Origin of the sequence: Nonomuraea sp. PA05 (genome assembly GCF_008086045.1) — a bacterium.
Taxonomy (GTDB): domain Bacteria; phylum Actinomycetota; class Actinomycetes; order Streptosporangiales; family Streptosporangiaceae; genus Nonomuraea; species Nonomuraea monospora.
Map to the genome: position 1 here is coordinate 36,020 of NZ_VSEY01000007.1, position 24,325 is coordinate 60,344.

At 70.6% G+C, this 24,325-nt stretch carries 29 protein-coding genes; 17 read left to right on the top strand and 12 right to left on the bottom strand.

Annotated elements, in window-relative coordinates; translation table 11 throughout:
- The first annotated feature begins 11 nt into the window (after positions 1 to 11).
- On the top strand, positions 12 to 851 hold the full coding sequence (locus FXF51_RS12770) for an alpha/beta fold hydrolase (RefSeq protein ID WP_187414369.1): 840 nt from the start codon (positions 12 to 14) through the stop codon (positions 849 to 851).
- Positions 852 to 901: 50 nt separating this feature from the next.
- Here the strand turns inward: FXF51_RS12770 and FXF51_RS12775 are convergent, their stop codons facing one another.
- The 5 genes from FXF51_RS12775 to FXF51_RS12795 all read right to left on the bottom strand — a co-directional run bounded on the left by FXF51_RS12775 (position 902) and on the right by FXF51_RS12795 (position 3,303).
- Positions 902 to 1,273: a hypothetical protein gene (locus FXF51_RS12775; RefSeq protein ID WP_148434530.1), complete on the bottom strand. Its 372-nt coding sequence runs from the start codon at positions 1,271 to 1,273 to the stop codon at positions 902 to 904.
- Positions 1,274 to 1,286: 13 nt separating this feature from the next.
- Positions 1,287 to 1,661 carry a roadblock/LC7 domain-containing protein gene (locus FXF51_RS12780; RefSeq protein WP_148434531.1) on the bottom strand — a complete coding sequence of 125 codons (375 nt, stop codon included), beginning with the start codon at positions 1,659 to 1,661 and terminating at the stop codon, positions 1,287 to 1,289.
- Positions 1,662 to 1,690: 29 nt separating this feature from the next.
- Positions 1,691 to 2,479 carry a transcriptional regulator gene (locus FXF51_RS12785; protein ID WP_148434532.1) on the bottom strand — a complete coding sequence of 263 codons (789 nt, stop codon included), beginning with the start codon at positions 2,477 to 2,479 and terminating at the stop codon, positions 1,691 to 1,693.
- A gap of 3 nt (positions 2,480 to 2,482) precedes the next feature.
- Positions 2,483 to 2,857 (bottom strand): roadblock/LC7 domain-containing protein, encoded by a 375-nt coding sequence (locus tag FXF51_RS12790; RefSeq protein ID WP_148434533.1) that lies wholly within the window; start codon positions 2,855 to 2,857, stop codon positions 2,483 to 2,485.
- A 137-nt stretch (positions 2,858 to 2,994) separates the two neighbouring features.
- Positions 2,995 to 3,303 carry a winged helix-turn-helix transcriptional regulator gene (locus tag FXF51_RS12795; RefSeq protein ID WP_262379480.1) on the bottom strand — a complete coding sequence of 103 codons (309 nt, stop codon included), beginning with the start codon at positions 3,301 to 3,303 and terminating at the stop codon, positions 2,995 to 2,997.
- 96 nt (positions 3,304 to 3,399) lie between these two features.
- Here FXF51_RS12795 and FXF51_RS12800 point away from each other — a divergent pair, with 96 nt between their 5' ends.
- Positions 3,400 to 4,002, top strand: a complete 603-nt coding sequence (locus tag FXF51_RS12800) for an NAD(P)-dependent oxidoreductase (RefSeq protein ID WP_148434535.1) — start codon at positions 3,400 to 3,402, stop codon at positions 4,000 to 4,002.
- Here the strand turns inward: FXF51_RS12800 and FXF51_RS12805 are convergent.
- Positions 3,996 to 5,204, bottom strand: coding sequence for a DUF4032 domain-containing protein (locus FXF51_RS12805; protein WP_148434536.1), 1,209 nt, complete (start codon positions 5,202 to 5,204; stop codon positions 3,996 to 3,998). The two genes, FXF51_RS12800 and FXF51_RS12805, sit on opposite strands and share 7 nt — an antisense overlap.
- A 22-nt stretch (positions 5,205 to 5,226) precedes the next feature.
- Between FXF51_RS12805 and FXF51_RS12810 the strand changes: the two genes are divergently transcribed.
- Entirely contained in the window at positions 5,227 to 6,795 is a 1,569-nt protein-coding gene (locus tag FXF51_RS12810; RefSeq protein ID WP_148434537.1) for a DUF885 domain-containing protein, read from the top strand.
- Positions 6,796 to 6,832: 37 nt separating this feature from the next.
- Here the strand turns inward: FXF51_RS12810 and FXF51_RS12815 are convergent, their stop codons facing one another.
- Both FXF51_RS12815 and FXF51_RS12820 read right to left on the bottom strand, forming a co-directional pair.
- On the bottom strand, positions 6,833 to 7,459 hold the full coding sequence (locus FXF51_RS12815) for a class II aldolase/adducin family protein (RefSeq protein WP_148434538.1): 627 nt from the start codon (positions 7,457 to 7,459) through the stop codon (positions 6,833 to 6,835).
- Between the two features lie 35 nt (positions 7,460 to 7,494).
- Positions 7,495 to 8,079, bottom strand: a complete 585-nt coding sequence (locus FXF51_RS12820) for a TetR/AcrR family transcriptional regulator (protein ID WP_148434539.1) — start codon at positions 8,077 to 8,079, stop codon at positions 7,495 to 7,497.
- Positions 8,080 to 8,126: 47 nt separating this feature from the next.
- On the opposite strand from FXF51_RS12820, the gene FXF51_RS12825 reads away from it, so the two are divergent.
- From FXF51_RS12825 to FXF51_RS12840, 4 genes are all read left to right on the top strand, one after another.
- Positions 8,127 to 9,044 carry a carbohydrate kinase family protein gene (locus FXF51_RS12825; protein ID WP_148434540.1) on the top strand — a complete coding sequence of 306 codons (918 nt, stop codon included), beginning with the start codon at positions 8,127 to 8,129 and terminating at the stop codon, positions 9,042 to 9,044.
- 10 nt (positions 9,045 to 9,054) lie between these two features.
- Positions 9,055 to 10,272, top strand: a complete 1,218-nt coding sequence (locus FXF51_RS12830) for an aminotransferase class III-fold pyridoxal phosphate-dependent enzyme (RefSeq protein WP_148434541.1) — start codon at positions 9,055 to 9,057, stop codon at positions 10,270 to 10,272.
- Between the two features lie 138 nt (positions 10,273 to 10,410).
- Positions 10,411 to 10,953 carry an RNA polymerase sigma factor gene (locus FXF51_RS12835; RefSeq protein ID WP_148434542.1) on the top strand — a complete coding sequence of 181 codons (543 nt, stop codon included), beginning with the start codon at positions 10,411 to 10,413 and terminating at the stop codon, positions 10,951 to 10,953.
- A complete protein-coding gene (locus FXF51_RS12840) occupies positions 10,950 to 11,840 on the top strand; it encodes a hypothetical protein (RefSeq protein WP_148434543.1) in 891 nt (296 codons plus the stop codon). The genes FXF51_RS12835 and FXF51_RS12840 overlap by 4 nt, the downstream gene beginning before the upstream one ends.
- Here the strand turns inward: FXF51_RS12840 and FXF51_RS12845 are convergent.
- On the bottom strand, positions 11,837 to 13,069 hold the full coding sequence (locus FXF51_RS12845; RefSeq protein WP_148434544.1) for an alkyl sulfatase dimerization domain-containing protein: 1,233 nt from the start codon (positions 13,067 to 13,069) through the stop codon (positions 11,837 to 11,839). The genes FXF51_RS12840 and FXF51_RS12845 overlap by 4 nt on opposite strands.
- A 147-nt stretch (positions 13,070 to 13,216) precedes the next feature.
- Here FXF51_RS12845 and ngcE point away from each other — a divergent pair, with 147 nt between their 5' ends.
- The 5 genes from ngcE to FXF51_RS12870 all read left to right on the top strand — a co-directional run bounded on the left by ngcE (position 13,217) and on the right by FXF51_RS12870 (position 17,371).
- Entirely contained in the window at positions 13,217 to 14,665 is a 1,449-nt protein-coding gene (ngcE, locus tag FXF51_RS12850; RefSeq protein ID WP_148434545.1) for an N-acetylglucosamine/diacetylchitobiose ABC transporter substrate-binding protein, read from the top strand.
- Between the two features lie 3 nt (positions 14,666 to 14,668).
- Positions 14,669 to 15,583 (top strand): carbohydrate ABC transporter permease, encoded by a 915-nt coding sequence (locus tag FXF51_RS12855; protein ID WP_148434546.1) that lies wholly within the window; start codon positions 14,669 to 14,671, stop codon positions 15,581 to 15,583.
- Positions 15,584 to 15,585: 2 nt separating this feature from the next.
- On the top strand, positions 15,586 to 16,434 hold the full coding sequence (locus FXF51_RS12860) for a carbohydrate ABC transporter permease (RefSeq protein WP_148434547.1): 849 nt from the start codon (positions 15,586 to 15,588) through the stop codon (positions 16,432 to 16,434).
- Positions 16,435 to 16,444: 10 nt separating this feature from the next.
- The gene (locus FXF51_RS12865) at positions 16,445 to 16,729 is read left to right on the top strand and encodes a 4a-hydroxytetrahydrobiopterin dehydratase (RefSeq protein WP_148434548.1); all 285 of its coding nucleotides are present in this window, start codon (positions 16,445 to 16,447) and stop codon (positions 16,727 to 16,729) included.
- 84 nt (positions 16,730 to 16,813) lie between these two features.
- Positions 16,814 to 17,371, top strand: coding sequence for a superoxide dismutase family protein (locus tag FXF51_RS12870; RefSeq protein WP_148434549.1), 558 nt, complete (start codon positions 16,814 to 16,816; stop codon positions 17,369 to 17,371).
- Positions 17,372 to 17,463: 92 nt separating this feature from the next.
- On the opposite strand, the gene FXF51_RS12875 is transcribed toward FXF51_RS12870, so the two are convergent.
- The gene (locus tag FXF51_RS12875; protein WP_148434550.1) at positions 17,464 to 18,435 is read right to left on the bottom strand and encodes a pirin family protein; all 972 of its coding nucleotides are present in this window, start codon (positions 18,433 to 18,435) and stop codon (positions 17,464 to 17,466) included.
- Between the two features lie 103 nt (positions 18,436 to 18,538).
- Positions 18,539 to 19,360 carry a spermidine synthase gene (locus FXF51_RS12880; RefSeq protein WP_187414339.1) on the bottom strand — a complete coding sequence of 274 codons (822 nt, stop codon included), beginning with the start codon at positions 19,358 to 19,360 and terminating at the stop codon, positions 18,539 to 18,541.
- Positions 19,361 to 19,432: 72 nt separating this feature from the next.
- Here FXF51_RS12880 and FXF51_RS12885 point away from each other — a divergent pair, with 72 nt between their 5' ends.
- Both FXF51_RS12885 and trhA read left to right on the top strand, forming a co-directional pair.
- Positions 19,433 to 20,944, top strand: a complete 1,512-nt coding sequence (locus FXF51_RS12885) for a penicillin-binding transpeptidase domain-containing protein (RefSeq protein ID WP_187414340.1) — start codon at positions 19,433 to 19,435, stop codon at positions 20,942 to 20,944.
- A 20-nt stretch (positions 20,945 to 20,964) separates the two neighbouring features.
- Positions 20,965 to 21,612, top strand: coding sequence for a PAQR family membrane homeostasis protein TrhA (gene trhA, locus FXF51_RS12890; RefSeq protein ID WP_148434552.1), 648 nt, complete (start codon positions 20,965 to 20,967; stop codon positions 21,610 to 21,612).
- A gap of 21 nt (positions 21,613 to 21,633) precedes the next feature.
- On the opposite strand, the gene FXF51_RS12895 is transcribed toward trhA, so the two are convergent.
- Positions 21,634 to 22,329, bottom strand: coding sequence for a DUF4097 family beta strand repeat-containing protein (locus tag FXF51_RS12895; protein ID WP_148434553.1), 696 nt, complete (start codon positions 22,327 to 22,329; stop codon positions 21,634 to 21,636).
- A 156-nt stretch (positions 22,330 to 22,485) separates the two neighbouring features.
- On the opposite strand from FXF51_RS12895, the gene FXF51_RS12900 reads away from it, so the two are divergent.
- From FXF51_RS12900 to FXF51_RS12910, 3 genes are read left to right on the top strand one after another with little or no spacing between them, the layout of a single operon-like run.
- A complete protein-coding gene (locus tag FXF51_RS12900; protein WP_148434554.1) occupies positions 22,486 to 23,436 on the top strand; it encodes an SPFH domain-containing protein in 951 nt (316 codons plus the stop codon).
- Positions 23,436 to 23,684 (top strand): hypothetical protein, encoded by a 249-nt coding sequence (locus FXF51_RS12905; RefSeq protein ID WP_148434907.1) that lies wholly within the window; start codon positions 23,436 to 23,438, stop codon positions 23,682 to 23,684. The genes FXF51_RS12900 and FXF51_RS12905 overlap by 1 nt, the downstream gene beginning before the upstream one ends.
- Positions 23,671 to 24,312 carry a GPP34 family phosphoprotein gene (locus tag FXF51_RS12910; protein ID WP_222871262.1) on the top strand — a complete coding sequence of 214 codons (642 nt, stop codon included), beginning with the start codon at positions 23,671 to 23,673 and terminating at the stop codon, positions 24,310 to 24,312. Before FXF51_RS12905 ends, FXF51_RS12910 begins: the two co-directional genes overlap by 14 nt.
- Positions 24,313 to 24,325: the final 13 nt, after the last annotated feature.

Sequence of the window (24,325 nt, forward strand, 5' to 3'; positions counted from 1 at the left end):
TGGTCGTGACCATGCGCGCAGCCGCCAACGGCATCGACATCGCCTACGAGAGCTTCGGCTCACCGGCGGGGCGTCCCCTGCTCCTCATCATGGGGCTCGGCGCCCAGCTCATCCAGTGGGACGAGACGCTCTGCGAGCTCCTCGCCGAGCAGGGACACCACGTCGTACGGTTCGACAACCGCGACGCCGGCCTGTCCACGCACCTGCACGAGCACGGCGCGCCCGCGATGGGAGCGGCGCCGCCCTACCTGCTGGACGACCTGGCCGACGACACCGCGGCCCTCATGGACGTGCTCGGCTGGACGGCGGCCCACATCGTGGGCGCCTCGATGGGCGGGATGATCGCCCAGACGCTGGCGATCCGGCACCCCGAGCGGGTGCTGACCCTGACCTCGATCATGTCCACGCCCGGCCCGTCCATCGCCCCGCCCACGGAGGCCGCCGCCGCGATCCTGATGGGCAGGCCGGCCCAGGGCCGCGAGGCGGTGCTGGAGCAGGCGGTGCGCACCTGGTCGACCATCGGGTCGCCGGGCTACGAGGTGGACCAGGAGCGGATCAAGGCGCTGGCGGGGCTGGCGTACGACCGCTGCTTCGACCCGGCGGGCACGGCCAGGCAGCTCGCCGCGATCATGGGGTCGGGTGACCGTACGGCGGCGCTCGCCCGGGTCAAGGTGCCCACGCTGGTGCTGCACGGGGAGGCGGATCCGCTCGTGCCGCTGGTGGGCGGGCAGGCCACGGCCGCGGCCATCCCGGGGGCGCGGCTGGTGACGTACCCGGGGATGGGGCACGACCTGCCGCGCGAGCTCTGGCCGAGCTTCGTCACGGAGATCACCAAACTGACGTCGGCGTGAGCCCCCGCCGGTGGCCCGCTCCTCGCGGAGCCGGGCCACCGGAACGGGCGTCAGACCTCCAGCTTCTCCTCGATGCCCCGGAGTTGGTGGCGGGCCATCGCCAGATTTGACCGATTACGGTCGAGCGCCAGGTACAGGAACAGGCCCTTGCCGCTGCGACCGGTGATCGGGCGGATGATGTGGTACTGGTTGGTCAGCGTGATCAGGATGTCCTCGATGCTGTCCTTGAGCCCGAGCGAGTCGATCGTGCGGAGCTTCGCCTTGACCACTTCCGTGTTGCCCGCCGCGGCGACCTGGAGGTCCATGTCCTTGGAGCCGCCGAGCGCGCCCAGCGCCATGCCGCTGCCGTGATCGACGATGGCGGCCCCGACGGAGCCGTCGATGGTCATCATCTCCTTGAGCGACACGTCCATGCCGGCCATGTTCTGTCTCCTCTCATCGTTGTCGAGCTGCGACGGCGGCCACCGCGGCAGCCGTCTTCCTGCCCTCCAGCCGCAGCAGCCCGACGTTCGCGCCGGGTCCGGCAAGGACTGTGAGGACGATGGTGGGCCCGGCGGCGTAGAACGCCGTGAAACCGGCCGTGCCGGAGATGAGCGTCTCCTCGAACGCACCCTGGCCGGTGATGACCAGCATGCGTCTGCTCATCGCGAGCAGCGCCGCCGAGAGTGCCGCCGCCTGCTCTCCGGCCTTTCCCGCGAGGTCGCAGGCGAGTTGCAGGCCGTCCACGGTGCAGGCGACGCTTCCTTGTATGTCCGGAGTGCGCTCGCGCAGGAGCGTCATCTCCTCCAGAACCTCTTGTCCTAGCTCCACCGGTGGCCTCCTCCTGAGTGAGGGGAACCTCACGACAGCTCCTCAAGCGCCTTCTTCAGCCGCATCAGCAGCGCCAGATCGGTCGGGTCGCCCGTCACGGGCGGGCCCAGCGGCTGGGTCCGCGCCCCCGGGTCGTGCGGCGGATGCTCGCCATCGGTCCGCCGTTGGGGCAGGTCGGGCGCGGCGAGCAGCCCGGAGGCCGCCAGCCGCCGCACCGCCAGCAGCACGGGGTACGCGGGCCGGCCCATCTGCTTGGCCAGCTCCAGCGGGGTCGCCTTCTGGTCGGCCCTGGCGATGACCTCCCACTGGAGGCGGTCCAGCGTCACCGCGTGCCCGGGCAGCCGCACCATCGGCCGCACGGGGAGGCTGTCCACCTCGGCGGAGGGCCAGATCTGGGCGAGCTGCGCCCGCCGTCGCGCGCATTCCCGCACCAGACCCGGCACGTCGAAGAACCACTGCCCGCCCAGCCAGTGCCGCTCCCCTGGCCGGAACTTGGGGCGCGCCCCGCTGACCGGCAGCAGGAAGAACGCCGCGTCCAGGACTCCGCCGAGCACCGCGTACTGCAGCTCGCCCTGGGTGAGCGGCCCGCCCTCGGCGAGCAGCCGCTCGGTGCCGCCGTCGGTCTGCAGCCGCCGCAGCGCGGCCTCGCTCATCAGCCCCCTGGCCGCGAGCAGCCGTTCCACGCTGGGGGTCTGGGCGCACTCCATGTACGTCACGCGCCCGTCGTGCAGGAAGATCGTGCCGCTCCTGCCGACCTGGAGCGCGCCGGTGGAGTGCTCGCGGGCGAGCCCGGCCAGGAGTGTGTCGAGCTTGGTCATGGGTCACGTCGCGAGCCGGCTGGAGATGGTGCGCAGGCGGTGCCTGGCCAGTGCAAGGTTGGATCGTTCCAGGTCAAGGCGTACGTAGATGACCAGCGGTCCTTCGAAGACGGTCTCCATCAGCCGGAGCAGATGGTGGCCCTTGTCGGTGGTGACGAGCATGTCGTCGATGCGCACGACGTCACCGGGGCAGGTGCGGGCCAGGCCGTCGGTGGTGGCGCGCAGGGCTTCGGTCAGAGCGGCGGCCGACCGGTCCGCGTCCACGCCGACGGCCGTGCTGAAGGCCACCGCCATGCCGCTCGTGTGGTCCACCAGCATGGCGTCCAGCGCGCCCGGTATGGACATGACTTCCGCCAGGCAGCCGTCGATTCCCAGCACGTGACCTCCCTCACCGTGGTGGAACGCAGTCAGCGTAGGGCGAAGGAGGCACGTCCACATGACGGCCGGTCGCAGGTGAGGGGGTTTTATATCGCCGCGAAGTAGAAAAACACTACTACTACGGAAAAACGTATGATTTATGAGAATTTCTCGCGGCAGCGCATGATCTCGCCGACGTTGCGTTCGGCCCAGTCGGCCACCACGGAGATCGGCCCGTGCAGCGAGCGGCCGAGGTCCGTCAGCGCGTACTCCACCCGTGGCGGCACCTCCGCGAAGACCTCCCGCGTCAGCAGCCCGTCCTGCTCCATGGCCCGCAGTGTCTGCGTCAGCACCTTGGGCGTGACGCCGCCGATCCGTGTCCTGAGCGCGGTGAAGCGCATGGGCCCGCCGTCCAGGCAGAGCAGCACCAGTGCCGACCATTTGTCGCCGATGCGATCCAGAACCACCCTGGTCGGACAGTTAGGGTCGAAGACATCACCGGTATCCATAAGGTACTTATAGCACGATGAAGTAACCAGTATCCGATGGATACTCTTGCGGGCATGAAGATCCTTCTATTCGGCGCGACCGGCATGGTCGGGCAGCGCATCGCCGCCGAGCTGCGCGACCGTGGCCACGAGGTCACCGGCCTGAGCCGCTCCGGTCCCGTCAAGGGCGACATCAACGACACCGCGACGCTGGCCGAGGGGCACGACGTGATCGTCTCCGCCGTCGCTCCGCCGCGCGACGGCAGCGAGCCCGAGCCGCCCTTCCTGGCGGCCAACCGCGCGCTCATCGACGGCGCGCGGGCGTCCGGCGTGCGCCGGGTGATCGTCGTGGGCGGCGCCGGCAGCCTTCAGGTGGCCCCCGGCCAGGACCTGGTCGACACGCCCGACTTCCCCGACCTCTACAAGAAGGAGGCGCTGGCCGGCCGGGCGCTGCTGCGCCTGTACCGCGAGGTCGAGGACCTCGACTGGACGTTCGTCTCGCCGGCGGCGCAGATCGCGCCGGGGGAGCGCACCGGCGCCTACCGGCTCGGCGGCGACCTGCTGATGACCGACGCCGAGGGGCGCAGCTTCATCACCGCCGAGGACTTCGCCGTCGCGATCGCCGACGAGGTGGACAAGGCCGCCCACCCCCGTCAGCGCATCTCGATCGCCTACTGATCGGCCTCTTCCGGCAGCAGCGCCCGCTCGTCGGGCTTGTGCACGAGCACGTTGCCCACGTACGACTTCGCCGCCGCCGCCAGCCCGACGTCGCCGCCCTCCTGCTCCGACAGGAACCAGCGGTGGTCAAGGATCTCGTGGAAGAGCTGCGCGGGCTCCAGCTTCCCGCGCAGCCCGGCGGGGATGGACTCCACGGTGGGCTGGAACACCTCGGCCAGCCACCGGTGCGCCACTATCGCCTCGTCCTCGTGCCGCAGCCCCTTGGCCACCCGGAAGCCGTCGAGGTCGTTGAGCAGCCGGCGGGCCTGGTTCTCCTCGACGTCGAGCCCGGTCAGCCGGAGCAGGCGCCGCTGGTGGTGGCCGGCGTCCACGACCTTGGGGCGGACGATGAGGCGGCCCGTGCCGACCTTGCGCCGCACCATCATCTCGGCCACGTCGAAGCCCAGCAGGTTCAGCCGCCTGATGCGCTGCTCCACGCGGTGCCAGTCGACCTCTTCGATGATCTCGCTCTCGTTGATCTCGTTCCACAGGCGGTGGTAGCGGGCGACGATGTCCTCGGCGGTCTCCATGGGGTCGATCGACGGGTGCAGCAGCCCGCCGGCCTCCAGGTCGAGCATCTCGCCGAAGATGTTGGTGTGCGCGGTCTCGATGTCGGTCAGCCGCTGCCCCTCGCTGATCATCGGGTGCATCTCGCCGGTCTCGGCGTCCACCAGGTAGGCCGCGAACGCCCCCGCGTCGCGCCGGAACAGCGTGTTGGACAGCGAGCAGTCGCCCCAGTAGAACCCGTTCAGGTGCAGCCGCACCAGCAGCACGGCCAGCGCGTCCAGCAGGCGGGTGAGCGTGTCGGGGCGCAGGGTGCCCGACATGACGGCGCGGTAGGGCAGCGAGAACTGCAGGTGGCGGGTGATCAGCGCCGCGTCCAGGCCCTCCTCGCGGCCGGTGACGTACGCGACCGGCTCCACGGCGGGGGCGTCGAGCCTGGCCAGGTCCCACAGGAGCTGGTATTCCCGCTTGGCGTAACGCTCGCTGATCTCCTTGATCGCGTACACCTTGCCGGACAGCCGGGCGAAGCGCACCACGTGCCGCGAGATGCCGCGCGGCAGATCGACCAGATGGTGTTGCGGCCAGTCTTCGAGAGGGGTCTCCCAGGGGAGGCGGATCAGGTCAGGGTCGCCTAGCGCGCCAGTGATCTGCAGGGGCATTTGCTCAGGATATGGTGCACCGGTGGACGAGTTTCTCAAGTGGTACTTTTCCGACCGTCCGGTCGTCGCAGCCTCACTGGGGGCCGACGGTTACGATCACACCCTCGGCGACTTCACCGCCTCCGCCTGGCAGGCCCGCGAGCGTGAGCAGGTGCTCTGGCTCGACCGCCTGTCCGCCGCCGAGACGCCCACCCTGGACGACGCGATCGACAGAGATCTCGTCCTGTCGCAGCTCAGAGGCTCCATCGCGCTGACCTCCTGGCCCGAATGGCGGCGCGACCCGAGCGTATACCTCGGGGCGATCTTCACCTCCATGTACGCGCCGTTCCAGCGCCGGCTCAAGCCCGAGCCCGAGCTGGTCGCCTCCGCGCTGCTCCGCCTGGGCGAGGTGCCCGGCGTGCTGGCCGCCTGCCGCGCCAACCTGGACCCCGACCTGGCCGCCCCGCTGCTCGTCGAGCGCGGCCTCGGCCAGGCGCGCACCGGCCGCAACTTCCTGACCCGCACGATCCCGTCCATGGTCGAGGACGAGAGCCTGCGCGCCAGGCTGGCCGAGGCCGCCGAGCCCGCCGCCCGGGCCTTCGACGAGCTCGTCGCCTTCCTCGAAGGCTTCGAGTGCGGCGGCACCTGGCGGATGGGGGAGCGGCTCTACTCCACGCTGCTGCGCGAGCGCGAGCTGCTCGGCTACGGCGCCGCCGAGCTGCACGAGAAGGGCAAGGCCGCCTGGGCGGAGCTGGACGCGCGGATGCGCGAGGTGGCGCTCCAGGTCAACGGCACCCAGGACTGGCGGGCCGCCATGGAGCACCTCATGGACGACCACCCGCCGACCCTGGCCGACATGCGGGCCGAGTACGAGGCGGAGACCCTGCGGGCCCGCGCCTTCGTCAAGGAGCGGGACCTGGTGACCTTCGCCGACGGCGAGGAGTGCCAGGTGCTGCCGTCGGCCGAGTACACCCGCCCTGTGCTGTCCGTGGCCCACTACCTGGCGCCGCCGCCGCTCAGCGCGTCCAGGACCGGCGTCTTCTTCGTGCCGTACACGCCGGACGACTTCACCCCCGAGCAGGTACGCCAGCGCCTGCGCACCAACTCGCGGGCCCAGATGCCCTCGATCGCCGTGCACGAGGCCTACCCCGGGCACCACTGGCACCTGTCGTACATGGCGGGCAACCCCAGGACGGTCAGGAAGGTCTTCAGGACGCCGTACTTCACCGAGGGCTGGGCCCTGTACGTCGAGAAGCTCCTGCACGAGCAGGGCTACTTCGACACCCCGGCCACCGAGTTGGCGCACCTGGACTGCCGCATCTTCCGCGCCGCCCGCATCGTCGTGGACACCGCGCTGCACTGCGAGGACATGACGATCGAGGAGGCCGAGACGCACATGGCCACCAAGGCGTCGCTGTCGCCCGGCACGGCGCAGGGCGAGGTCAACCGCTACTGCGCCTGGCCCACGCAGGCGCCCTCGTACCTCACGGGCGCGATCGAGATCGACCGGATCAGGGAGTCGTTCCAGGGCACGCCCAAGGAGTTCCACGACCGGATCGCCGGGTCGGGCGGGCTCCCGCTCGGGCTGGCCGAGCAGGCGGCGCTGGCATAGCGGCGGGGTGGGCCGGGCGTCCGGCCTTCCCGCGCCGTCACAGCGGCGGGGGGTTGAGCGTCCGCTCGACCACGGCGGCGAGCTGCTCGTCCGTCAGGACGGCCGGCTTGCCGACGCTCAGCCCCCGCACGTACACCTCGCACAGCCACTCCAGCAGCCGGGTGGCCTCGAACGCCTCCTCCAGCGTCGCCCCGATGGTGATCCCGCCGTGGTTGGCCAGCAGGGCGGCGCGCTTGCCCGCCATCGCCTCGCGCACGTTCGCGGCCAGCTCGGGGGTGCCGTACGTGGCGTACTCGGCGACCTTCACCACCCCGCCGAGCAGCAGCGCGTTGTAGTGCACGGGCGGCAGCTCGGTCATCGTCGTGGCCACCACCGTGCCGAACACGGAGTGCGTGTGCACGATCGCCTGCGCGTCGGTGGTCTGGTAGATGGCCAGGTGCATGGGCGTCTCGCTGGACGGCCGAAGCTCGCCCGCCACCCGGCGGCCGGTCGTCAGGTCCACCACGGGGCACATCTCGGGCGTCAGCCGGTCCAGCGCGGCGCCCGACGGCGTCACGGTCACCAGGTCGCCCTCGCGCACGCTGAGGTTGCCGGAGGTGCCGATGACGAGGCCGAGCTCGATGGCACGCCGGCCGTATTCGCACAATTGCTCGCGAAGGCTCATGAGCCTGGACAGTAGTGGGTGATTCTGGCCGGTCGCTACAGCCGTTCCAGAGTCTGGAGCATCAGCCGCTCGACGTCGTCGCGGCCGAGCCGGTCCGGGTACAGCAGGAGCCGCAGGCTGAGCCCGTCCATCAGGGCGAGCAGCCGCTCGGCCACGTCGTCCAGGTCGTCGTCCATCGCCAGCTCGCCGGCCTCGCGCGCCTGCCCGAGCAGCTCGCGTACGGCGGCCCGCAGCTCGCCCGCCTCCGCCCGCTGCACCTCGGCCAGCCGCTCGGCGGCCAGGCTCCGGCTCCAGAAGCTCACCTCCAGCCGCGTCTCCCCGGCCCGCTCGTCGTCCAGCGGCAGGTTGTCCAGCAGCACCTCGCGCAGCGCCGCCAGCCCTGTCAGCCCCGCCACCTTGCCGGTCAGCCGGTCCCTGATGCGCCGGTGCGAGCTACGCAACGCCGAGAGCAGGATCTCGTCCTTGTCGGCGAAGTAGTGGGCCAGCACGCCGTTGGAGTAGCCGGCCTCCTTGGCGATGGCCCGGGTGGTGGCGGCGTCGATGCCGTCCCTGACGATCACCCGGCTGGCCGCCGACAGCACCTCGCGCCTGCGCTCATCGTGGTCAACGATCTTCGGCATGGGGACACCTCTTGACGTTTTATTCGGACGTCTGTCTATTTAAGAGCATGACCGTCGTCACAGTCGGCGTCCACATCGTCGACATCCTCGCCAGACCCGTCGAGCACATCCCCCAGGGCCAGGACACGGTGCTGGTCGACCAGATCCGCCTCACCGCGGCGGGCGCCGCCGCCGGCACGGCCGTGGACTTGGTCAAGCTCGGCAACGACGTGATCACCATGGGCGCGATCGGCGACGACGAGCTCGGCGACTTCCTGCTGATGATCCTGGCCAAGCGCGGCGTCGACACCTCCCGCCTGGTGCGCAGGACAGGCGAGCAGACCGCTGCCTCGATCCTGCCCATCAGACCCGACGGCGGGCGCCCCAGCTTCCACGTTCCCGGCGCGAACCTCGGCGTGACCCTCGCCGACCTCGACCAGGGCCTGCTCCGCTCGGCGCGCGCCATCCACCTGGGCGGGACGGACGTCACCTTCGGCCTCGGCGACCCGGCCTTCTTCGCGCTCCTCGACGAGGCGCGCTCGGCCGGCGCCGTCGTCACGATGGACCTGCTCTCGGAGATGCCCGACCTGCTGGGGATGGCTCGCGCGTTCCTCCCGCACGTGGACTACGTGCTGCCGAACGAGTCGCAGGCCATGCTCATGACCGGCACGGACGACGTGGAGAGCGCCGCCCGCGCCCTGCTCGCCGACGGGCCGCGCGGCGTGCTGGTCACGCTCGGCGCCTCGGGCAGCCTGGTCATGACCGCGCAGGGCACGGAACGCGTACCGGCCCTCAAGACGGACGTCTCCGACACCACCGGCTGCGGCGACGCGTACTGCGCGGGCTTCCTCACGGGCCTGCTGCACGACCAGGACGTCATCACGGCCGCCCGCTGGGGCACGGCCGCCGCCGCCCGCGTCGCCACCGGCCTCGGCTCCGACGCCGGCCTCACCGACCTGCCCGACACCCTCGCCCTCCTCACCTAGGACCTCCTCCATGACCACAGACGCCGACCTCCGCCAGCGCGCCGCGAAAGTCGTCCCCGGCGGCATGTACGGCCACCTCAACGCGGCCCTCTTCGCCCCCGGCTACCCCCAGTTCTTCGAGCGCGGCGAGGGCTGCCGGCAGTGGGACGTCAACGGCCGCTCCTACCTCGACTTCATGTGCAGCTGGGGCCCGGTCGTGCTGGGTCACCGGCACCCGCGCGTCGAGGAGGCCGCCGCCCGCCAGGCCATGCTCGGCGACTGCCTCAACGGCCCGGGCGCCGTCATGGTGGAGCTGGCCGAGCTGCTGGTGGACACCGTCCCCAGCGCCGACTGGGCGATGTTCTCCAAGAACGGCACGGACGCCACCACGCAGGCCCTCATGGTCGCCAGAGCGGCGACGGGCCGCACCAAGGTGCTGATGGCGCACGGCGCTTACCACGGGGCGGACCCGTGGTGCACGCCGTCCCTGGCGGGCACGACGCCGAACGAGCGGGCAGACCTGGTGGAGTTCGACTACAACTCCCTGCAGTCCCTGGAGGCCGCGGCGGCGACCGTCGAGGGCGACGTGGCCGCGATCATCGTCACGCCCTTCAAGCACGACTCGTTCGAGGACCAGGAGCTGGTGGAGCCGGTCTTCGCCCGCGGCGCCCGCGCCCTGGCCGACCGCCTGGGCGCGGCGCTGGTGATCGACGACGTGCGGGCGGGCTTCCGCATCGACCTGCGCGGCTCGTGGGAGCCGTACGGGGTGCGCCCCGACCTGACGGCCTGGTCGAAGGCGATGGCCAACGGCTACCCGATCGCCGCCGTCACCGGCACCGACGCCCTGCGCGGCCCCGCGCAGACGCTGTACTCGACCGGCTCGTTCTGGTTCTCCGCCGTGGCCATGGCGGCGGCCAAGGCCACCATCGAGACCCTCCGCGACGAGGACGGCATCGGCGCCATGGAGCGGGCGGGCACGCAACTGCGCGAGGGCCTGTACGCCCAGGCCAAGACGCACGGCTTCGTGGTCAACCAGACGGGCCCCGTGACGATCCCGTGGCTCAGCTTCGACGGCGACGCCGACCTGTCGGTGGCCATGCACTGGAGCGACGCCTGCCTGCGGCACGGGGTGTACATCCACCCGTGGCACAACTGGTTCATGTCGGCGGCCCACACCGAGGCCGACGTGGCGGCGGCCCTGGAGGGCACCGACCAGGCCTTCGCCGAGACCCGCGCCCACTTCGGCTGACCCCGCACCACCCCTCGCCCGGCGGCGCGCGCCGCTGGGCGAGGCCCTCGGCGGAGGCGGATCCTCCCTCACCCCGTAATGCTCCCGGCATCGCGGACATGAGGTTGAGTGTCGAACGCCCCCAAGTGAGGAGCCCACGTGGGAGAAGATCCCGAGAGGCGCTTCGAGGAGCTCTACGAGACCTCGTACCGCCCCCTGCTCGGGTACACGTTGCGCCGCTGTCCCGACCCGGACGACGCGGCGGACGTCGTGGCCGAGACCTTCACGGTCGCCTGGCGCCGCATCGAGGCGGTCCCGCGCGGGGACGAGGCCAGGCTGTGGTTGTTCGGCGTGGCCAGGAAGGTGCTGGCCAACCACCGGCGCGGCGAGCGCCGGCACGAGCAGCGCACCGCCGCGCTGCGCGCCGAGTTAGCCGCTTCACCGCTCGTCGCGGACCTGCCCGGCGAGGACCTCTCCGAGCTCGGCCGGGTGTTCAGAGCCCTGCCGGAGGACGACAGGGAGCTGCTCGCGCTGGTCGCCTGGGAGCGGCTCAGCCCGGCCGAGATCGCCACGGTCCTGGGCACGTCGGCCAACGTCGTGCGGGTCAGGCTCTACCGCGCCCGCAAGCGCTTCGCCCGGAGGCTGGCCGAGGCGGGCGTCCACCACTCGCGCGTCGTCGCGTTCGAAGGGAGCAGGCTGTGAACATCGCCGATCTGGCCCGCGTGCGGGACGAGGACCTGGCCGGGGACCCGGCGGGGCAGGCCGCGGAACCCGGGGCGCGGGCGCTGATGGAGTCGATCATGCTGGTGAAGCGCGAGCCCGCCCGCCGCCGCCTGCCGCTGCGGCGCGGCCTCTGGCCGGCGGTGGCGGCAGCCGGGCTGGCCGCGGCGCTCGTCGTCTGGACGCCGTTCTGGGGGCCCGCCACCGAGTACGCGAACGCCGCCGTCTCGCTCAGGACCGGCCCCGAGCAGATCGAGGTCGAGATCAACGACCCCGCCGCCGACGTGGCCAGGTTCACCGAGGCGTTCCAGGCGATCGGCCTGGACGTCGAGGTGCGCGAGGCCCCGGTCGCGCCGCAGGACGTGGGCAAGCTGATCGGCCCGGCGCTCACGTCGGGGCGGTTCCCTCCGGGCACCGGCGTCACGATCTCCCAACGGGAGGAGGGCTGCCGCTCGGCGTGGTGCGGCACGATCTCCATGCCCGTCGGCGTCACGGGCAAGCTGTTGATCGGGATCGGCCGCCCGGCCGCCCCCGGCGAGCTCTACGCCACGCCGGTGCAGGTCGACGTCGATCCGGGCGCGGGCGTCATCAAGGGCTACCGGCCCGCCGGCGAGCGGGTCGCGCGGGTCAGCGCCGACCTGGAGCGGGCCGGGATGAAGGTCGGGTACGTGGTGATGTGGGACAACCCGGACGGCACCGGCGGCGGCTACCACGTCGAGCCCGAGCACGTCGAGGACGACTGGACCGTGCAGCACGTCCAGCGGATCGCCTCCGACGCCGTGATGGTCTTCGTCAAGGCCCCCGCCGACGTGCCCAAGGACTCGCTGCCGATGATCCAGCCGCTCGAGCCCAACTGGTGGAAGGACTAGGAGCGCCGCTTCGACTCCTCGGCCGCCCAGGTGAAGACGCCCTTGGCCATGAGGGACAGCTCGCCCGCCGCCCTGGTGGCGAAGACCTCCGCCCGTACGCGGTGCACGCCCGCGTCGTCAGGAGCCGCCAGGGCGGCCATCTCCGCCAGGTGCCCGGCCAGCCGCTCGTCCCCGTCGGCCAGGGCGCGCAGGGCGGCGTCGGCGAGCGCGGAAGGGCCGCCCGCGAGTTCGGCGACGGATTTCGCGAGAACGGATTCAGGGGCGGGTTTGAGATGGGCCGGATTTCCGTCGTACCAGCCACCGTAAAGGCGCCACAGATTGCGTACGACGAATTCCGGCTCGTCATATCGGGCCCGCAGATAGGGCCGGTCGGAAAGGTGCTCCGGCGGTTTCACGGAATGGGTGATCTCGTCGAGCCTGGCCCCCGCGTTGAGCAGTTCGAGGGTCTGCGTGACCAGCGAGTCCAGCCATTGCGCGGTCTCCAGCAGCGCCTGCCGGATGCGGTCGCGGCCGAAGATCGGGGCGCCGTGACTGGGCAGCATGATCTCGGCGTCCATGGCGGCCATCAGCCGCAGCGCGTGCACCCATTCCCGGGGATAACGCTGCACTTTCTGCGGGTTCCCGCAATTCGGCGTCACCCAGATGAACAGGTCGCCGGGCAGCAGCAGCCGGTGCTCGCGCACGTAGCCGATCGTCGCGTCGTCGGTCTCGCCCTTGGCGTGCACCAGGTCGAAGGTCAGGTCGCCGCGCCGCACGGTCAGCGCGTCGGTGTAGGTCACGTCGGGATGGCGGTAGGAGCCGGGCCAGCGCAGGTTCGGGGCCTGGAACTGCCGCTGGTTGATGACCGCGTTGTAGCCGTTGGTCAGCAGGTAGCGCTCGAAGCGATCGACCACCGCCCTGTGGGCGTAGACGGTGGCTCGCGGGCCCTCCTCCTCGAACGGAGCCGTGCCGAAGACGTGGTCGATGTGGCCGTGCGAGTAGACGGCGGTGGTCAGCGGCGCGCGTGACCACGCGCGCACGTCCTCGTGCAGCCTCGCCGCCGAGAACGGGCTGCTGGTGTCGAACAGGACCAGCTCGCCCTCCGTCTCGAAGGTGACGACGTTCCCGAAACCCGACCACCAGCCCACTCCGTCGGCGACGGTCAGGACGCCTTTCCCCGTCATGCCCGCATCGACGATGCTGTCGTCCGCGTCGCCTCGCCACACCCGGTCGGCGTACTTCTCAATCATGCGACCCACTCTGCTTCTAGAACCTCGTTCTAGGCAAGGCATCACGGCAAGGTCACGTCTCGATCGCACCCCCTTGACGGGCGTCGGAGCCCGTTCGTACGTTGCGGGCAATCGTTTAGGAAACTTTCCTAATTCAGGGAGCCCCCCATGACGCACCCGGGCGAGATCACCAGGCGCCAGCTCATCCGCAGGATCGGCATGACCGCGTTCGTCGCCGGCCCCGGCGCGGGCCTGCTCGGCGCCTGCGCCACCGCAGGCACGGGCGGAGGCGAGGCCACCGCCGCACCCGCCACCTCGCTCGCGGCCTCCGCGAACCCGGCGAACCCCTTCGGCGTGGACGCCAAGAAGCCGCTCGAAGTGGCCATCTTCAGCGGCGCGTACGGCGACGCGTACGCCAAGGACCTGCACGAACAGCTGTACAAGAAGACGTTCCCCGAAGCCGCGATCACGCACACGGCCACCCAGGAGATCGGCACCCAGCTCCGCCCCCGCCTGGTCGCCGGCGACCCGCCCGACGTGATCAACAACTCGGGCCCCAAGTCGATGGACCTGGCCGCGCTCGCCGCCGAGGGCCACCTGGCCGACCTGACCCCGCTGTTCGACGCCCCCTCGATCGACGACCCGGCCAAGAAGGTGCGCGACACCGTCACGCCCGCCGTGCTCGACAACGCCAAGGTCACCGGCAAGGACCTGGTGCTCAACTACACCGTGTCGCACCGCGCGCTCTGGTACAACGCCAAGCTGTTCGCGGACAAGGGCTGGGCGGTGCCGCAGACCTGGGAGCAGTTCGTCGCGCTGGGGGAGACGGCCAAGCAGGAGGGCATCCTGCTGTTCGCCTACCCCGGGCAGAAGGGCCCGTACTACCAGCTCTGGAACGTCCTCTACACCGCCGCGAAGATCGGCGGGAACCAGGTCATCCTGGACATCGACAACCTCGTCGACAACGCCTGGAACGCCGAGCCGATGAAGCGCGCCGTGACCATCTGGGTGGACGTCCAGGCGAAGTACGGCGACAAGGCCTACTTCGGCCTCGACCACACGCAGACCCAGATCAAGCAGCTCCAGAACAAGCTGCTCTTCTACCCGGTCGGCTCCTGGATCGAGACCGAGATGGCCAAGGACAAGCCGGACGACTTCGAGTACGCCATCGCCCCCATCCCCGAGGTCACCGGCTCCGACAAGCTGCCGTACGGCGCCATCCAGGTCGGCGTCGGCGAGAACTTCGTGGTCGCCGCCAAGGGCAAGAACCCGCAGGGCGGCCTCGAGTACCTGCGCATCATGCTGTCGAAGGAGGGCGCGCGCGGCTTCACCGAGATGACCAAGAACGTCACGGTCGTGAACGGCGCCGCCGAGGGCGTGGACCTGCCCGCCGGGCTCATGAGCGCCGCCCGCGCCCAGGACAAGGCCGGTCAGAACATCATCACCGAGGCCCGCTTCGAGGGCTGGTACAAGGAGCTGTTCGACTACGGCACCGAGCAGATCAACGTGGTCATGGCCGGCCGTGTCACACCCGAGGAGTTCTGCGCCAACATGCAGAAGAAGGCCGACGCCGTCAAGAAGGACGAGTCGGTCACGAAGCAGACGCGGAGCCAGTGACCGATGCGGCGGCTGCGCACATACGGTTTCGTCGCCGGCTTCCTCGCCGTCCCCCTCGTCCTCTACACGGTCTTCGTCATCAGCCCCTACGCGCAGGCGTTCCAGCTCGCCCTGACGAGCTGGAACGGCTACAGCTCGGTCGTCCGCTACGTGGGGCTCGACAACTTCGGCCGGCTGCTGGAGGACGAGGTCTTCTGGCGGGCCCTGCGCAACCACGGGATCCTGCTGCTGGTGCTGCCGGTCGCGACCATCGTCATCGCGCTGCTGTTCGCCTTCCTGCTCAACCTCGGCGGCGGCACGCGCGGCGCCGGCATGGCGGGGGTCTGGGGGTCCGGGTTCTACCGGGTGGTGTTCTTCTTCCCCCAGGTCCTGGCCGTCGCCGTGGTCGGGGTGCTGTTCCAGGCCGTCTACCGGCCCGACGCGGACGGCGTGCTCAACGGCATCCTGGCCCGTTTGGGCCTCGGCCCCGTCGGCTGGCTCATCGAGCCGGACCTGGCGCTGTGGTCGATCATCGCGGTGATGGTCTGGCAGGCGGTTGGCTTCTACGTGGTGCTGTTCTCCGCCGGCATGGCCGCCATCCCCAAGGACTACTTCGAGGCGGCCGCGCTGGACGGGGCGGGCCGCGTCCGGCTGTTCTTCTCCATCACGCTGCCGCTGCTGCGCGACACCGTGCAGGTCGCCTGGATCTACCTGGGCATCGCGGCCTTCGACGGGTTCGCGCTCATCCAGGTGCTGGCGGGCGACAAGGGCGAGCCCGACGGCGCCACCACCGTCCTGCCGATCACCATCTACAACACCGCCTTCTCCTACCAGAAGGTCGGGTACGCGTCCGCGATGGGCGTGGCGCTGTTCTTCCTCACCGTGACGTTCGCGGTGCTGACCTTGCGTACGACCAGAGGTGAGAGGGTTGAGCTGTAGCGATGGGCTCGCGTAAGGAGAAGGGGCCCGGGGCGCTGAGCGCGCTGTCGCACGTGGCGCTGGCCGTCTGGGCCCTGCTGATCGTCGCGCCGCTGCTGTGGACGTTCCTCGCCTCGTTCAAGAACAACACCGAGATCTTCGGCGACCCGCTGCAACTGCCCGGCGCGCTGCGGCTGGACGCGTGGGGCAGGGCCTGGGACAAGGCGCACATCGGGCAGTACATGCTGAACACCGTCGTCGTGGTCGTCCTCGGCACGGCGGGCACCATGCTGTTCGGGTCGATGGCGGCGTACGTGCTGGCCCGCTACCGGTTCGCCGGCAGCAGACTGATCTACTACTACTTCGTGGCCGGGCTGGCCTTTCCCGTCTTCCTGGCGCTCGGGCCGCTGTTCTTCGTGGTCAAGCAGGTCGGGCTGCTCAACAGCCACGTCGGCCTGGTGCTGGTCTACATCGCCTACTCGCTGCCGTTCACGGTGTTCTTCCTGGCTGCGTTCTTCCGCACGCTGCCGGTGGCGGTCGCCGAGGCCGCGCTGATCGACGGCGCCTCCCACACCCGCACGTTCTTCCAGATCATGGTGCCGATGGCCAGGCCCGGCCTGATCAGCATCACCATCTTCAACGTGCTCGGCCAGTGGAACCAGTACCTGCTGCCGCTCGTCCTGCTCGCCGGCGCGCCGGACAAGTGGGTGCTCACCCAGGGCATCGCGCGCATCTCCACCCTGGCCGGCTACGAGGCGGACTGGCCGGGCCTGTTCGCCGCCCTGTCCATCACCATCCTCCCGGTCATGGTCGTGTACATCGTCTTCCAGCGGCAGATCCAGTCGGGGCTCAGCTCGGGCGCCCTGAAGTAACGTGAGAGACATGAACGTCGAGAGCAAGCTCAACGACCTGCCGCGATGGCGGCGCGAGGGCGACGAGATCAAGCGCACGATCACCGCGCCCGACTTTCCCACCGCCATCCGCATCGTCGACGAGATCGCCGTCAAGGCGGAGGAGCTCAACCACCATCCCGACATCGACATCCGATGGCGCAGCCTCCACCTGACGCTCACCACCCACGACCAGGGCGGCCTCACCGACCTCGACTTCACGCTGGCCGCCGTGATCGACGACATCGCGGCAAAACACGGCGAGCGAGCCGAATGACCGTACGTAGCGAGCCGCTCACTCGTTAGAGTGGTGGCCTCTCGGAGCCCCGTTGCCGGAGGGGCTCGACCCGTGGGAGGTCCCATGCGCGTGCCCGCGTCCCTGCTCGCCCTGATGACCGCGACGGCCGCGCTGGCCGGGGCGTGCGCGGGCCCGCCCGCCCCCGTCCAGAACGCCAAGACCGCGCAGGACGAGACGGTCAACCTCAACTCCGCCGGCGAGTTCAGCGCCGACGACCCCGGCGCCGTCGCCTACGACCGCAAGCTCGCCCCCGAGGGCGCCCAGGCCAGCGTCACCATCGAGTCGGGCGGCGGCCAGACCCGCACCTCGCTCGTCGTCGAGGGCCTGCTGCCCGACCGCCGCTACGGCGCCCACCTGCACGTCAAGCCGTGCGGCGGCAAGCCCGAGGACTCCGGCTCCCACTACCAGCACCACCCCGGCCGGATCGACGCCGTCAGCGAGGTGTGGCTCGACTTCACCACCGACGCCGAGGGTGCGGGCCGTTCCAGCGCCCGCAACGACTGGTCGCTGGAACGTGCCAAGCTGCCCGGCGCCCTCGTCATCCACGCGCAGCCGACCATCACCTCCGGCGCCGAGGCGGGCCAGGCGGGGGCGCGGATCGCCTGCCTGACCCTGCCGTAGCGGCGCCGCTCACCTGATCGCGGCTGCCACCCGGCTCTCGATGAGATGAGGGCCCGCGCGTGAAGTCGCGCGGGCCCCGGGCGGAGGGTCGATCAGGCGTGCTGGGCGGGGATGCTCCCGAGCCGCCCTGCCTGGAAGTCCTCGAACGCCTGCACCAGCTCGGCCTTGGTGTTCATGACGAACGGCCCGTAGTGCGCCACCGGCTCCCCGATGGGCTCACCGCCGAGCACGATCACCTCCAACGGCTCCTTGGCCGCCGCCGTGATCGTGATGCTGCCGGCCTGCGTCGCCAGCCCCGGCCGGTTCCCGAACCCCTCGAACACGGCGAGTTGCCCACCGCTCAGCGGACGGCGCTCGGTGCCCACGGTGCCGCGCCCGGACAGCGCGTACGCCAGCGCGTTGAAGTCCTGGCGCCACGGCATGACCAGCCGTGCCCCCGGCGACACGGTGGCGTGCAGCAGCGTGATCGGCGTCTGCGTGCTGCCGGGGCCGACGTGCCCGGCCAGGTCGCCGGCGATCAGCCGTACCAGCGCGCCGCCGTCGTGGCTGCTCAGCAGCACGACGCTGGAGCCGCCGATGTCCTGGTACTGGGGCGCGATCATCTTCTTGGCCCCAGGCAGGTTCACCCAGAGCTGGATGCCGTGGAACAGCCCGCCCTGCTGCACCAGCCACTCCGGCGGCGCCTCCTTGTGCAGGATCCCGGCCCCGGCGGTCATCCACTGCGTGTCGCCGTTGGTGATCGTGCCGCCCCCGCCGTTGGAGTCGAGGTGCTCCATCACACCGTCGATCATGTACGTGACGGTCTCGAAGCCCCGATGCGGGTGCCACGGCGTGCCCTTGGGCTCGCCGGCCGCGTAGTCCACCTCGCCCATCTGATCCATCATCACGAACGGGTCCAGGTACTCGGGCTTGATCGCGGCCAGGGCCCGGCGGACGGGGAAGCCCTCTCCCTCGAAGCCGCTGGGCGCGGTCTCGACGGCGAGCACCTTGCGGCCCGGCGTCCCGGCCTGCGCCTCGGGCAGGCGGGGGAGGGTGAGCGGGTTCTCTACGGTCACGGCGGGCATCGGGTGCTCCTTCCAGCGGGTCTGCCGGGCTCAACCAAGTTTAGTTTTCAACTATTCCGGGTCGCGTCGAACACCTTGGGCAGGTTCAGGCCGGGGCCGGCCGTCAGCCGAAGACGGCGGGCGGCGGGACGGGCGCGATGACCGCGTCGCCGTCCTTGATGGGCGCGGCTCCGGCGATGAAGTTGGTCAGCGCCTCGCCGTACACGCAACGCGCCTGCGTGAGGCCGCCCGCCGCCCTTCTGGACAGCAGCTCCACCGGCAGCTCGGCGCGTGAGGCGGCGACGATCAGGTTGCCGAAGCGGCGGCCCCGCATGATGCCGGGCTCGGCCATCAGCGCCACGTGCCTGAACGTGCCGGTGACCGTGGCGAGCAGGCGCTTGGCGAAGGCCAGGCCCTTGCCGTCGGCCATGTTGACCAGGAGGGTGCCGTCGGGGCGGAGGATCCTGGCCAGGTCGCCCATGTACTCGGCGGTCGCCAGCTCCACCGGCATCGTCGCGCCCGTGAACGCGTCGAGGACCACCAGGTCGGCCGTCTCGTCCCAGACCTTGGCCGTGCCCTCCCTGCCGCCGGCGACGATGACCTTCAGCCGGGGCACCGAGCGCAGGTCGAGCTGCTCGCGCACCAGGTTGACCAGCAGGCCGTCGGGCTCGATGACGATGTGCCTGGAGCCCGCGCGGGTGGCGGAGACGTAGCGGGGGATCGAGCAGGCGCCGCCGCCCACGTGGACGCAACTCAACGGCCCTTCTGACAAAAGGTCGATCACATCCGCCATGAGTCGTACATACTCGAATTCCAGAAATGTCGGGTCTTGAAGATCTACATAAGACTGAGGTACGCCATCCTTGGACAGCACCCAGCCGTCCTGCCTGTCCAGATCCCGGAGAAGCTCGACCTCGCCGAACGTCACCGGGTACAGACCGGGCATCGGTTCACGCTGTCCACGGGCCACGTCTGATCCCCTCCCTGGGAGTACCGTATGGCACGGCGAAGGCTGATTGTGCTCGTTATCGCGCTTGTCGCGATAGCCGGGGCGGGCGCCTTCGCCGTCGTGGCGTCGAACCGGGTCAAGGGCAGCGCCGCGCAGACGGCCGCCGCGTACTTCGACGCCTGGCGGCGGGGGAACGTCTCGGCGATGGAGCGGCTGGTGTTCCAGCCTCCGGCCGACTTCTCCGTACGGCACCGCAAGCTCAGCGACGAGCTGGGCGTCGTGTCCCTGCAGCTCACCCCCGGCCAGTTGCGGAGCACGGGGGAGCAGGCGGCCGAGGTGCCGTTCTCGGGGGTGCGCAAGCTGAGCGAGCTGGGGGACTGGCCGTTCGACAGCGTCCTGCGGATGGCCGTGCGGGACCGCGCGTGGAAGGTGTTATGGGCGCCGGAGACGCTGCACCCGCTGCTCAAGGACGGCGGCACGCTGGCGCTGGAGGAGGTGGAGACGTCGGCGGCCGAGCTGGTCACCAGCGAGGGCGACAACATCCCGAACGACAGCTACGCCGACGCCTACCTGGAGCCGCTCAAGCCCGAGTTCGAGCAGGTCAACTACGGCTGGACGCTGGTGTCGAAGCTGCCCGGCCGACCGGCCACGACGCTGCTGCGCCGCGACCCCGAGGCGAAGGTCGAGCGCACCACCCTGTCCCGATCCGTCCAGGCGGCCGCCGCGCGGGCGCTCGACGGCACCGAGGACTCCACGTTGATCGTCATCCGGCCGAGCACCGGGGAGATCCTCGCGCTGGCCGACCGGCTGGGGGAGAACTACAGCGCCGTGCGCGACGTGTTCCCGCCGGGCTCCGTGTTCAAGACGATCACCGCGGCGGCGCTGATCCAGGGCGGGCTCGGCCCGGCGGACCAGGTCGGCTGCCCCGGCACGTACACGATCCCCTTCCACCGGCCCTTCGACAACGACGGTGAGGTGGACCGCGGCGTCGTCACGTTCACCGACGCGTTCGCCTTCTCCTGCAACACCACGTTCGTCGAGCAGGCGACCACCAGGCTCACGGGGCAGGACCTGACCAGGACGGCGAACGAGTGGGGGTTCGGCCGGCCGATCGCGACCGGCATCGGCGGGACCTGCGGCACCGTGCCCGAGACCGACGACCTCGACATGCTGGGCGCCGACGCGATCGGGCAGGGCGAGGTCGTCTCCACCCCGCTCTGCATGGCCGCGCTCGCCGCCGCCGTCCAGAGCGGCACCTGGCGCTCGCCCCGGCTGCTGTCGGAGGAGCAGGTGCGCAGGATCGACGGCACGCCGCATCCGGACGTGCGGATGGACGAGGGCGTCGTGACCGCGCTCAGGGACATGATGACGGCCGCCGTGGACTACGGGACGGCCAGCGAGGCGGGGTTACCCGAAGGGGCCGCGGGCAAGACGGGGACGGCCGAGGTGGAGGGTGAGGAGTCACACGCCTGGTTCATCGGATACCGCGATGACCTGGCGTTCTGTGTTTTCGTCAGGCACGGGGGGTCTGGAAGGTCCGCGGCTGTTCCTATTGCCGCCCGTTTCTTCAATGGGTTGTAACCTACGGTACCGTAGGTTACATGACGACCATCACCGTGAAGCCGCGGCTGCGCGGCTGGTTGCACACTGGAGCGCTGCCCGTCACCCTGATCGCCGGCTTCGTGCTCGTGGCGCTGGGCCCCACCTTGCAGGCCCGGCTGGCCTCGACGATCTACGCCATCACGTCGGCCCTGCTGTTCGGCATCTCCGCCACCTACCACCGCAGCGAGCTGGGCCCGAAGCTGGCGGAGTTCCTGCGCAGGATCGACCACGCCAACATCTACTTGATCATCGCCGGGACCTACACCCCGTTCGCCCTGCTGGCGCTGGACGGCGCGGCCCGGGTGGCGGTGTTGTCGGTGATCTGGGGCGGCGCGCTGGCAGGCGTGCTGTTCCGGGTGTTGTGGATGAACGCGCCGCGCTGGCTCTACACGGTCCTCTACCTCGGCCTCGGCTGGACCGCGATCTTCGTGATGCCGCAACTGCTGGAGGGCGCGGGGGTCGCGGCCGTGGTGCTGGTGGCGGTGGGCGGCGTCTTCTACTCGGCCGGCGCCATCGTGTACGGCCTGCGCCGCCCCGACCCGTCACCCCGCTGGTTCGGCTTCCACGAGGTCTTCCACGCGTTCACGATCGCCGCCTACCTGGTGCAGTACATCGCGGTGTCGATCGTCGTCTACTCGCAGGGCTGAGCCGCCGGGCGGCCCTGGCGGTCAGGGGGTCGAGACCGCCAGGTCGCCCGAGTCGCTGGTCAGCTCGATCGAGCGCGGCGCCGAGGCGTCGCTGTCGGTGGTGATCGCCTTGCCGCCCGAGTCCGTCTTGGCCACCACGTTGTACGGCCCCCGCGGCACGTGAATCTGGGTGCTCCCCGAGTCGGTGGTGGTCGTGACCTTGTCGGGCTGCCCGGTGAAGGTCAGCGTCATGTCGCCCGAGTCCGTCCGCGCGACGAGCCGCTTGCCGGTCAGCCCGCCCGCCACGATGGCGCCCGAGTCGCTCGTGGCCTCGATTTCGCCCGACAGGTCCGTCAGGGTGAGGTCGCCGGAGTCGGTGCCCGCCTTGACGCGCAGCCCCTTGGGCACCTCCACCCGGTAGCTCACGTCGCACGACACCCCGGCGGCCCCGAGCCCCCAGCTCGTGGGGCAGGTGAACGACAGCTCCAGCGTGTCGCCGCGTACCGCGTGGGTGGTCTTGGGCTTCTCCTTGCGCCAGGTGAGCCGCTCGCTGACGTGGATGCCCTCGCGATCGGACTCGATGACCTCGACGGTGCCGGAGTCGGCCTCGACGCGCAGGCCCGCCACCTTGTCCGTGACGTCGTACGTCACGGTGTCCTGGTTGTGCTCACCCAGCCCGCAGCCGGTCAGCACCGCGGCGAGCCCGAGCAGGCCCGCGATCAGCGTCGTTCTCCTCATGGCACAAACCCTAAAGGCGGCCGGTCGGGCCCGGCATTGCCGCCGTCACCCGGAAGCCCGGTAGGGCCAGCCCTACCACCCCCTTCCCCCGCCTTCAAAAAAGTGATATCACTTTGCTAGCAAGATGAAGTCACACTAGCAAGGGGAGGGAAGACGATGACGGACACATCGAGTGAGGGCGTCCTCGACGGCGGCGTGGTGGACATGCCCGAACCTCACACCCACGAGCGCCCGGTCAAGGCCGCCAACGGGTTCGTGATGCTGAGCGTGGCGACGCTGCTGGAGCTGGCCGGCCTGGCGCTGATCGTCCTGGGCATCGTCATGCTGGCCACGGGCTCCCCGGCGGCCGGGCTCGGGGCGCTGATCGCGGGAGTCCTGGTGGCCGTCGTCGCGTTCATCATGTTCTTCGGCCTCACGGCGGTCGCCCCCGGCGAGGCCAGGGTGGTGCAGCTCCTCGGCCGGTACGTCGGCACCCTGCGCACCCCCGGCTTCCAGTGGGTCAACCCGATCACCGGCCGCCGCCGGGTCTCCACCAGGATCCGCAACCACGAGACGGACGTCACCAAGGTCAACGACGCCGACGGCAACCCCATCCAGATCGCGACCGTGGTCGTCTGGCAGGTGCAGGACACCGCGCAGGCCGTGTTCGAGGTGGACGACTTCGTGGAGTTCGTGGCCATCCAGGCCGAGACGGCGGTGCGGCACATCGCGGGCACGTACCCGTACGACTCGCACGGCGAGCCGCGGCTGTCGCTGCGCGACAACGCCGAGGAGATCAACGACCAGCTCTCCACGGAGATCGCCGCCAGGGTCGCCTCCGCCGGGGTCAAGGTCATCGAGTCGCGCATCATCCACCTGGCGTACGCGCCGGAGATCGCGCACGCGATGCTGCGCCGCCAGCAGGCCGGCGCGGTGGTGGCCGCCAGGCAGCGGATCGTCGAGGGCGCCGTCGGCATGGTGGAGATGGCGCTGGAGAAGCTCGCCGAGCACGACGTGGTGGAGCTGGACGAGGAGCGCAAGGCGGCCATGGTCAGCAACCTGCTCGTGGTGCTGGTGGGTGATCGCGACACCCAGCCCGTGGTCAACACGGGCACGCTGTACCAGTGATGATCGAGCGCAAGAAACTCCTGCTGCGGCTCGACCCGGTGGTCCACGACGCGCTGGCCAGATGGGCGTCCGACGAGCTGCGCAGCACGAACTCCCAGATCGAGTTCCTGCTGCGCAGGGCGCTGTCAGAGGCCGGGCGGCTGCCCGAGGGGGTCGGGCGGATGCGACCGCGGGGCCGGCCGCGCAGGGAGTCGGAAGAAGAGGAAGAAGGGGAGCAAGCGGATGGAGACGCCGGTGAAGCAGGATGAGACGCTGACCCGCTCGGCCTTCCTGCTGGCCTTCGACCTGCGCAAGGAGCGGCTGACGAACCGCGGCGAGCTGGGCTACGTGCTGCGCGCCGCGGCCCTGGCCGAGCTGCTGCTGGAGGGCAGCCTCGCCGACGAGTCGGGCAGGGCGCGGGCCGTGACGGAGCCCGCCGACGCGGGGACGGGAACGCTGCGGGCCATCGTCTGGGAGCAGATCTCCGGTTCGCCGCCGCGCTCGTGGCGGCGATGGGTCACCAAGGACTGCGCGAAGGCGGTCCGCGTGGTGCGCGACGAACTGGCCGCCGACCGGCTGATCAGGGTGGAGCGGCATCGGGTGCTGTTCTTCCCGGTGGAGCGGATCGTCCCGCGCAGGGCGTACCTGTCACGCAGGCTCGCCGAGCGCGTCGGGCGGGCCATCCGCGGGGGCCAGCCGGTCGGGCGGGTGGACCAGGACGTCCGCGTCCTGGCGGCGCTGGCCGCCGCGGCCGGCACCAAGGCGGTTCTGGGCCGGGGCGAGGCGCGCCGGTACCGGCACCGGATCGAGCAACTCGCCGCACCTGTCGAGCCCGTCGCCACCGCGCTGCGCAAGAGCTTGGAGTCGCGCAGGCAGTCGGGCGCGGCGGGAGGTTGACGCCGATGCTGGT

Bases quoted from the DNA above. Each gene is read 5' to 3' on its own strand.
- FXF51_RS12875 (WP_148434550.1), bottom strand. From the start codon at position 18,435: ATGCCCGCCGTGACCGTAGAGAACCCGCTCACCCTCCCCCGCCTGCCC.
- FXF51_RS12785 (WP_148434532.1), bottom strand. From the start codon at position 2,479: ATGACCAAGCTCGACACACTCCTGGCCGGGCTCGCCCGCGAGCACTCC.
- FXF51_RS12895 (WP_148434553.1), bottom strand. From the start codon at position 22,329: ATGAGGAGAACGACGCTGATCGCGGGCCTGCTCGGGCTCGCCGCGGTG.
- FXF51_RS12865 (WP_148434548.1), top strand. From the start codon at position 16,445: ATGAACGTCGAGAGCAAGCTCAACGACCTGCCGCGATGGCGGCGCGAG.
- FXF51_RS12900 (WP_148434554.1), top strand. From the start codon at position 22,486: ATGACGGACACATCGAGTGAGGGCGTCCTCGACGGCGGCGTGGTGGAC.
- FXF51_RS12905 (WP_148434907.1), top strand. From the start codon at position 23,436: ATGATCGAGCGCAAGAAACTCCTGCTGCGGCTCGACCCGGTGGTCCAC.
- FXF51_RS12775 (WP_148434530.1), bottom strand. From the start codon at position 1,273: ATGGCCGGCATGGACGTGTCGCTCAAGGAGATGATGACCATCGACGGC.
- trhA (WP_148434552.1), top strand. From the start codon at position 20,965: ATGACGACCATCACCGTGAAGCCGCGGCTGCGCGGCTGGTTGCACACT.
- FXF51_RS12820 (WP_148434539.1), bottom strand. From the start codon at position 8,079: ATGCCGAAGATCGTTGACCACGATGAGCGCAGGCGCGAGGTGCTGTCG.
- FXF51_RS12870 (WP_148434549.1), top strand. From the start codon at position 16,814: ATGCGCGTGCCCGCGTCCCTGCTCGCCCTGATGACCGCGACGGCCGCG.
- FXF51_RS12830 (WP_148434541.1), top strand. From the start codon at position 9,055: ATGACCACAGACGCCGACCTCCGCCAGCGCGCCGCGAAAGTCGTCCCC.
- FXF51_RS12845 (WP_148434544.1), bottom strand. From the start codon at position 13,069: ATGATTGAGAAGTACGCCGACCGGGTGTGGCGAGGCGACGCGGACGAC.
- FXF51_RS12800 (WP_148434535.1), top strand. From the start codon at position 3,400: ATGAAGATCCTTCTATTCGGCGCGACCGGCATGGTCGGGCAGCGCATC.
- FXF51_RS12805 (WP_148434536.1), bottom strand. From the start codon at position 5,204: ATGCCCCTGCAGATCACTGGCGCGCTAGGCGACCCTGACCTGATCCGC.
- FXF51_RS12855 (WP_148434546.1), top strand. From the start codon at position 14,669: ATGCGGCGGCTGCGCACATACGGTTTCGTCGCCGGCTTCCTCGCCGTC.
- FXF51_RS12770 (WP_187414369.1), top strand. From the start codon at position 12: ATGCGCGCAGCCGCCAACGGCATCGACATCGCCTACGAGAGCTTCGGC.
- FXF51_RS12815 (WP_148434538.1), bottom strand. From the start codon at position 7,459: ATGAGCCTTCGCGAGCAATTGTGCGAATACGGCCGGCGTGCCATCGAG.
- FXF51_RS12880 (WP_187414339.1), bottom strand. From the start codon at position 19,360: ATGCCCGGTCTGTACCCGGTGACGTTCGGCGAGGTCGAGCTTCTCCGG.
- FXF51_RS12860 (WP_148434547.1), top strand. From the start codon at position 15,586: ATGGGCTCGCGTAAGGAGAAGGGGCCCGGGGCGCTGAGCGCGCTGTCG.
- ngcE (WP_148434545.1), top strand. From the start codon at position 13,217: ATGACGCACCCGGGCGAGATCACCAGGCGCCAGCTCATCCGCAGGATC.
- FXF51_RS12825 (WP_148434540.1), top strand. From the start codon at position 8,127: ATGACCGTCGTCACAGTCGGCGTCCACATCGTCGACATCCTCGCCAGA.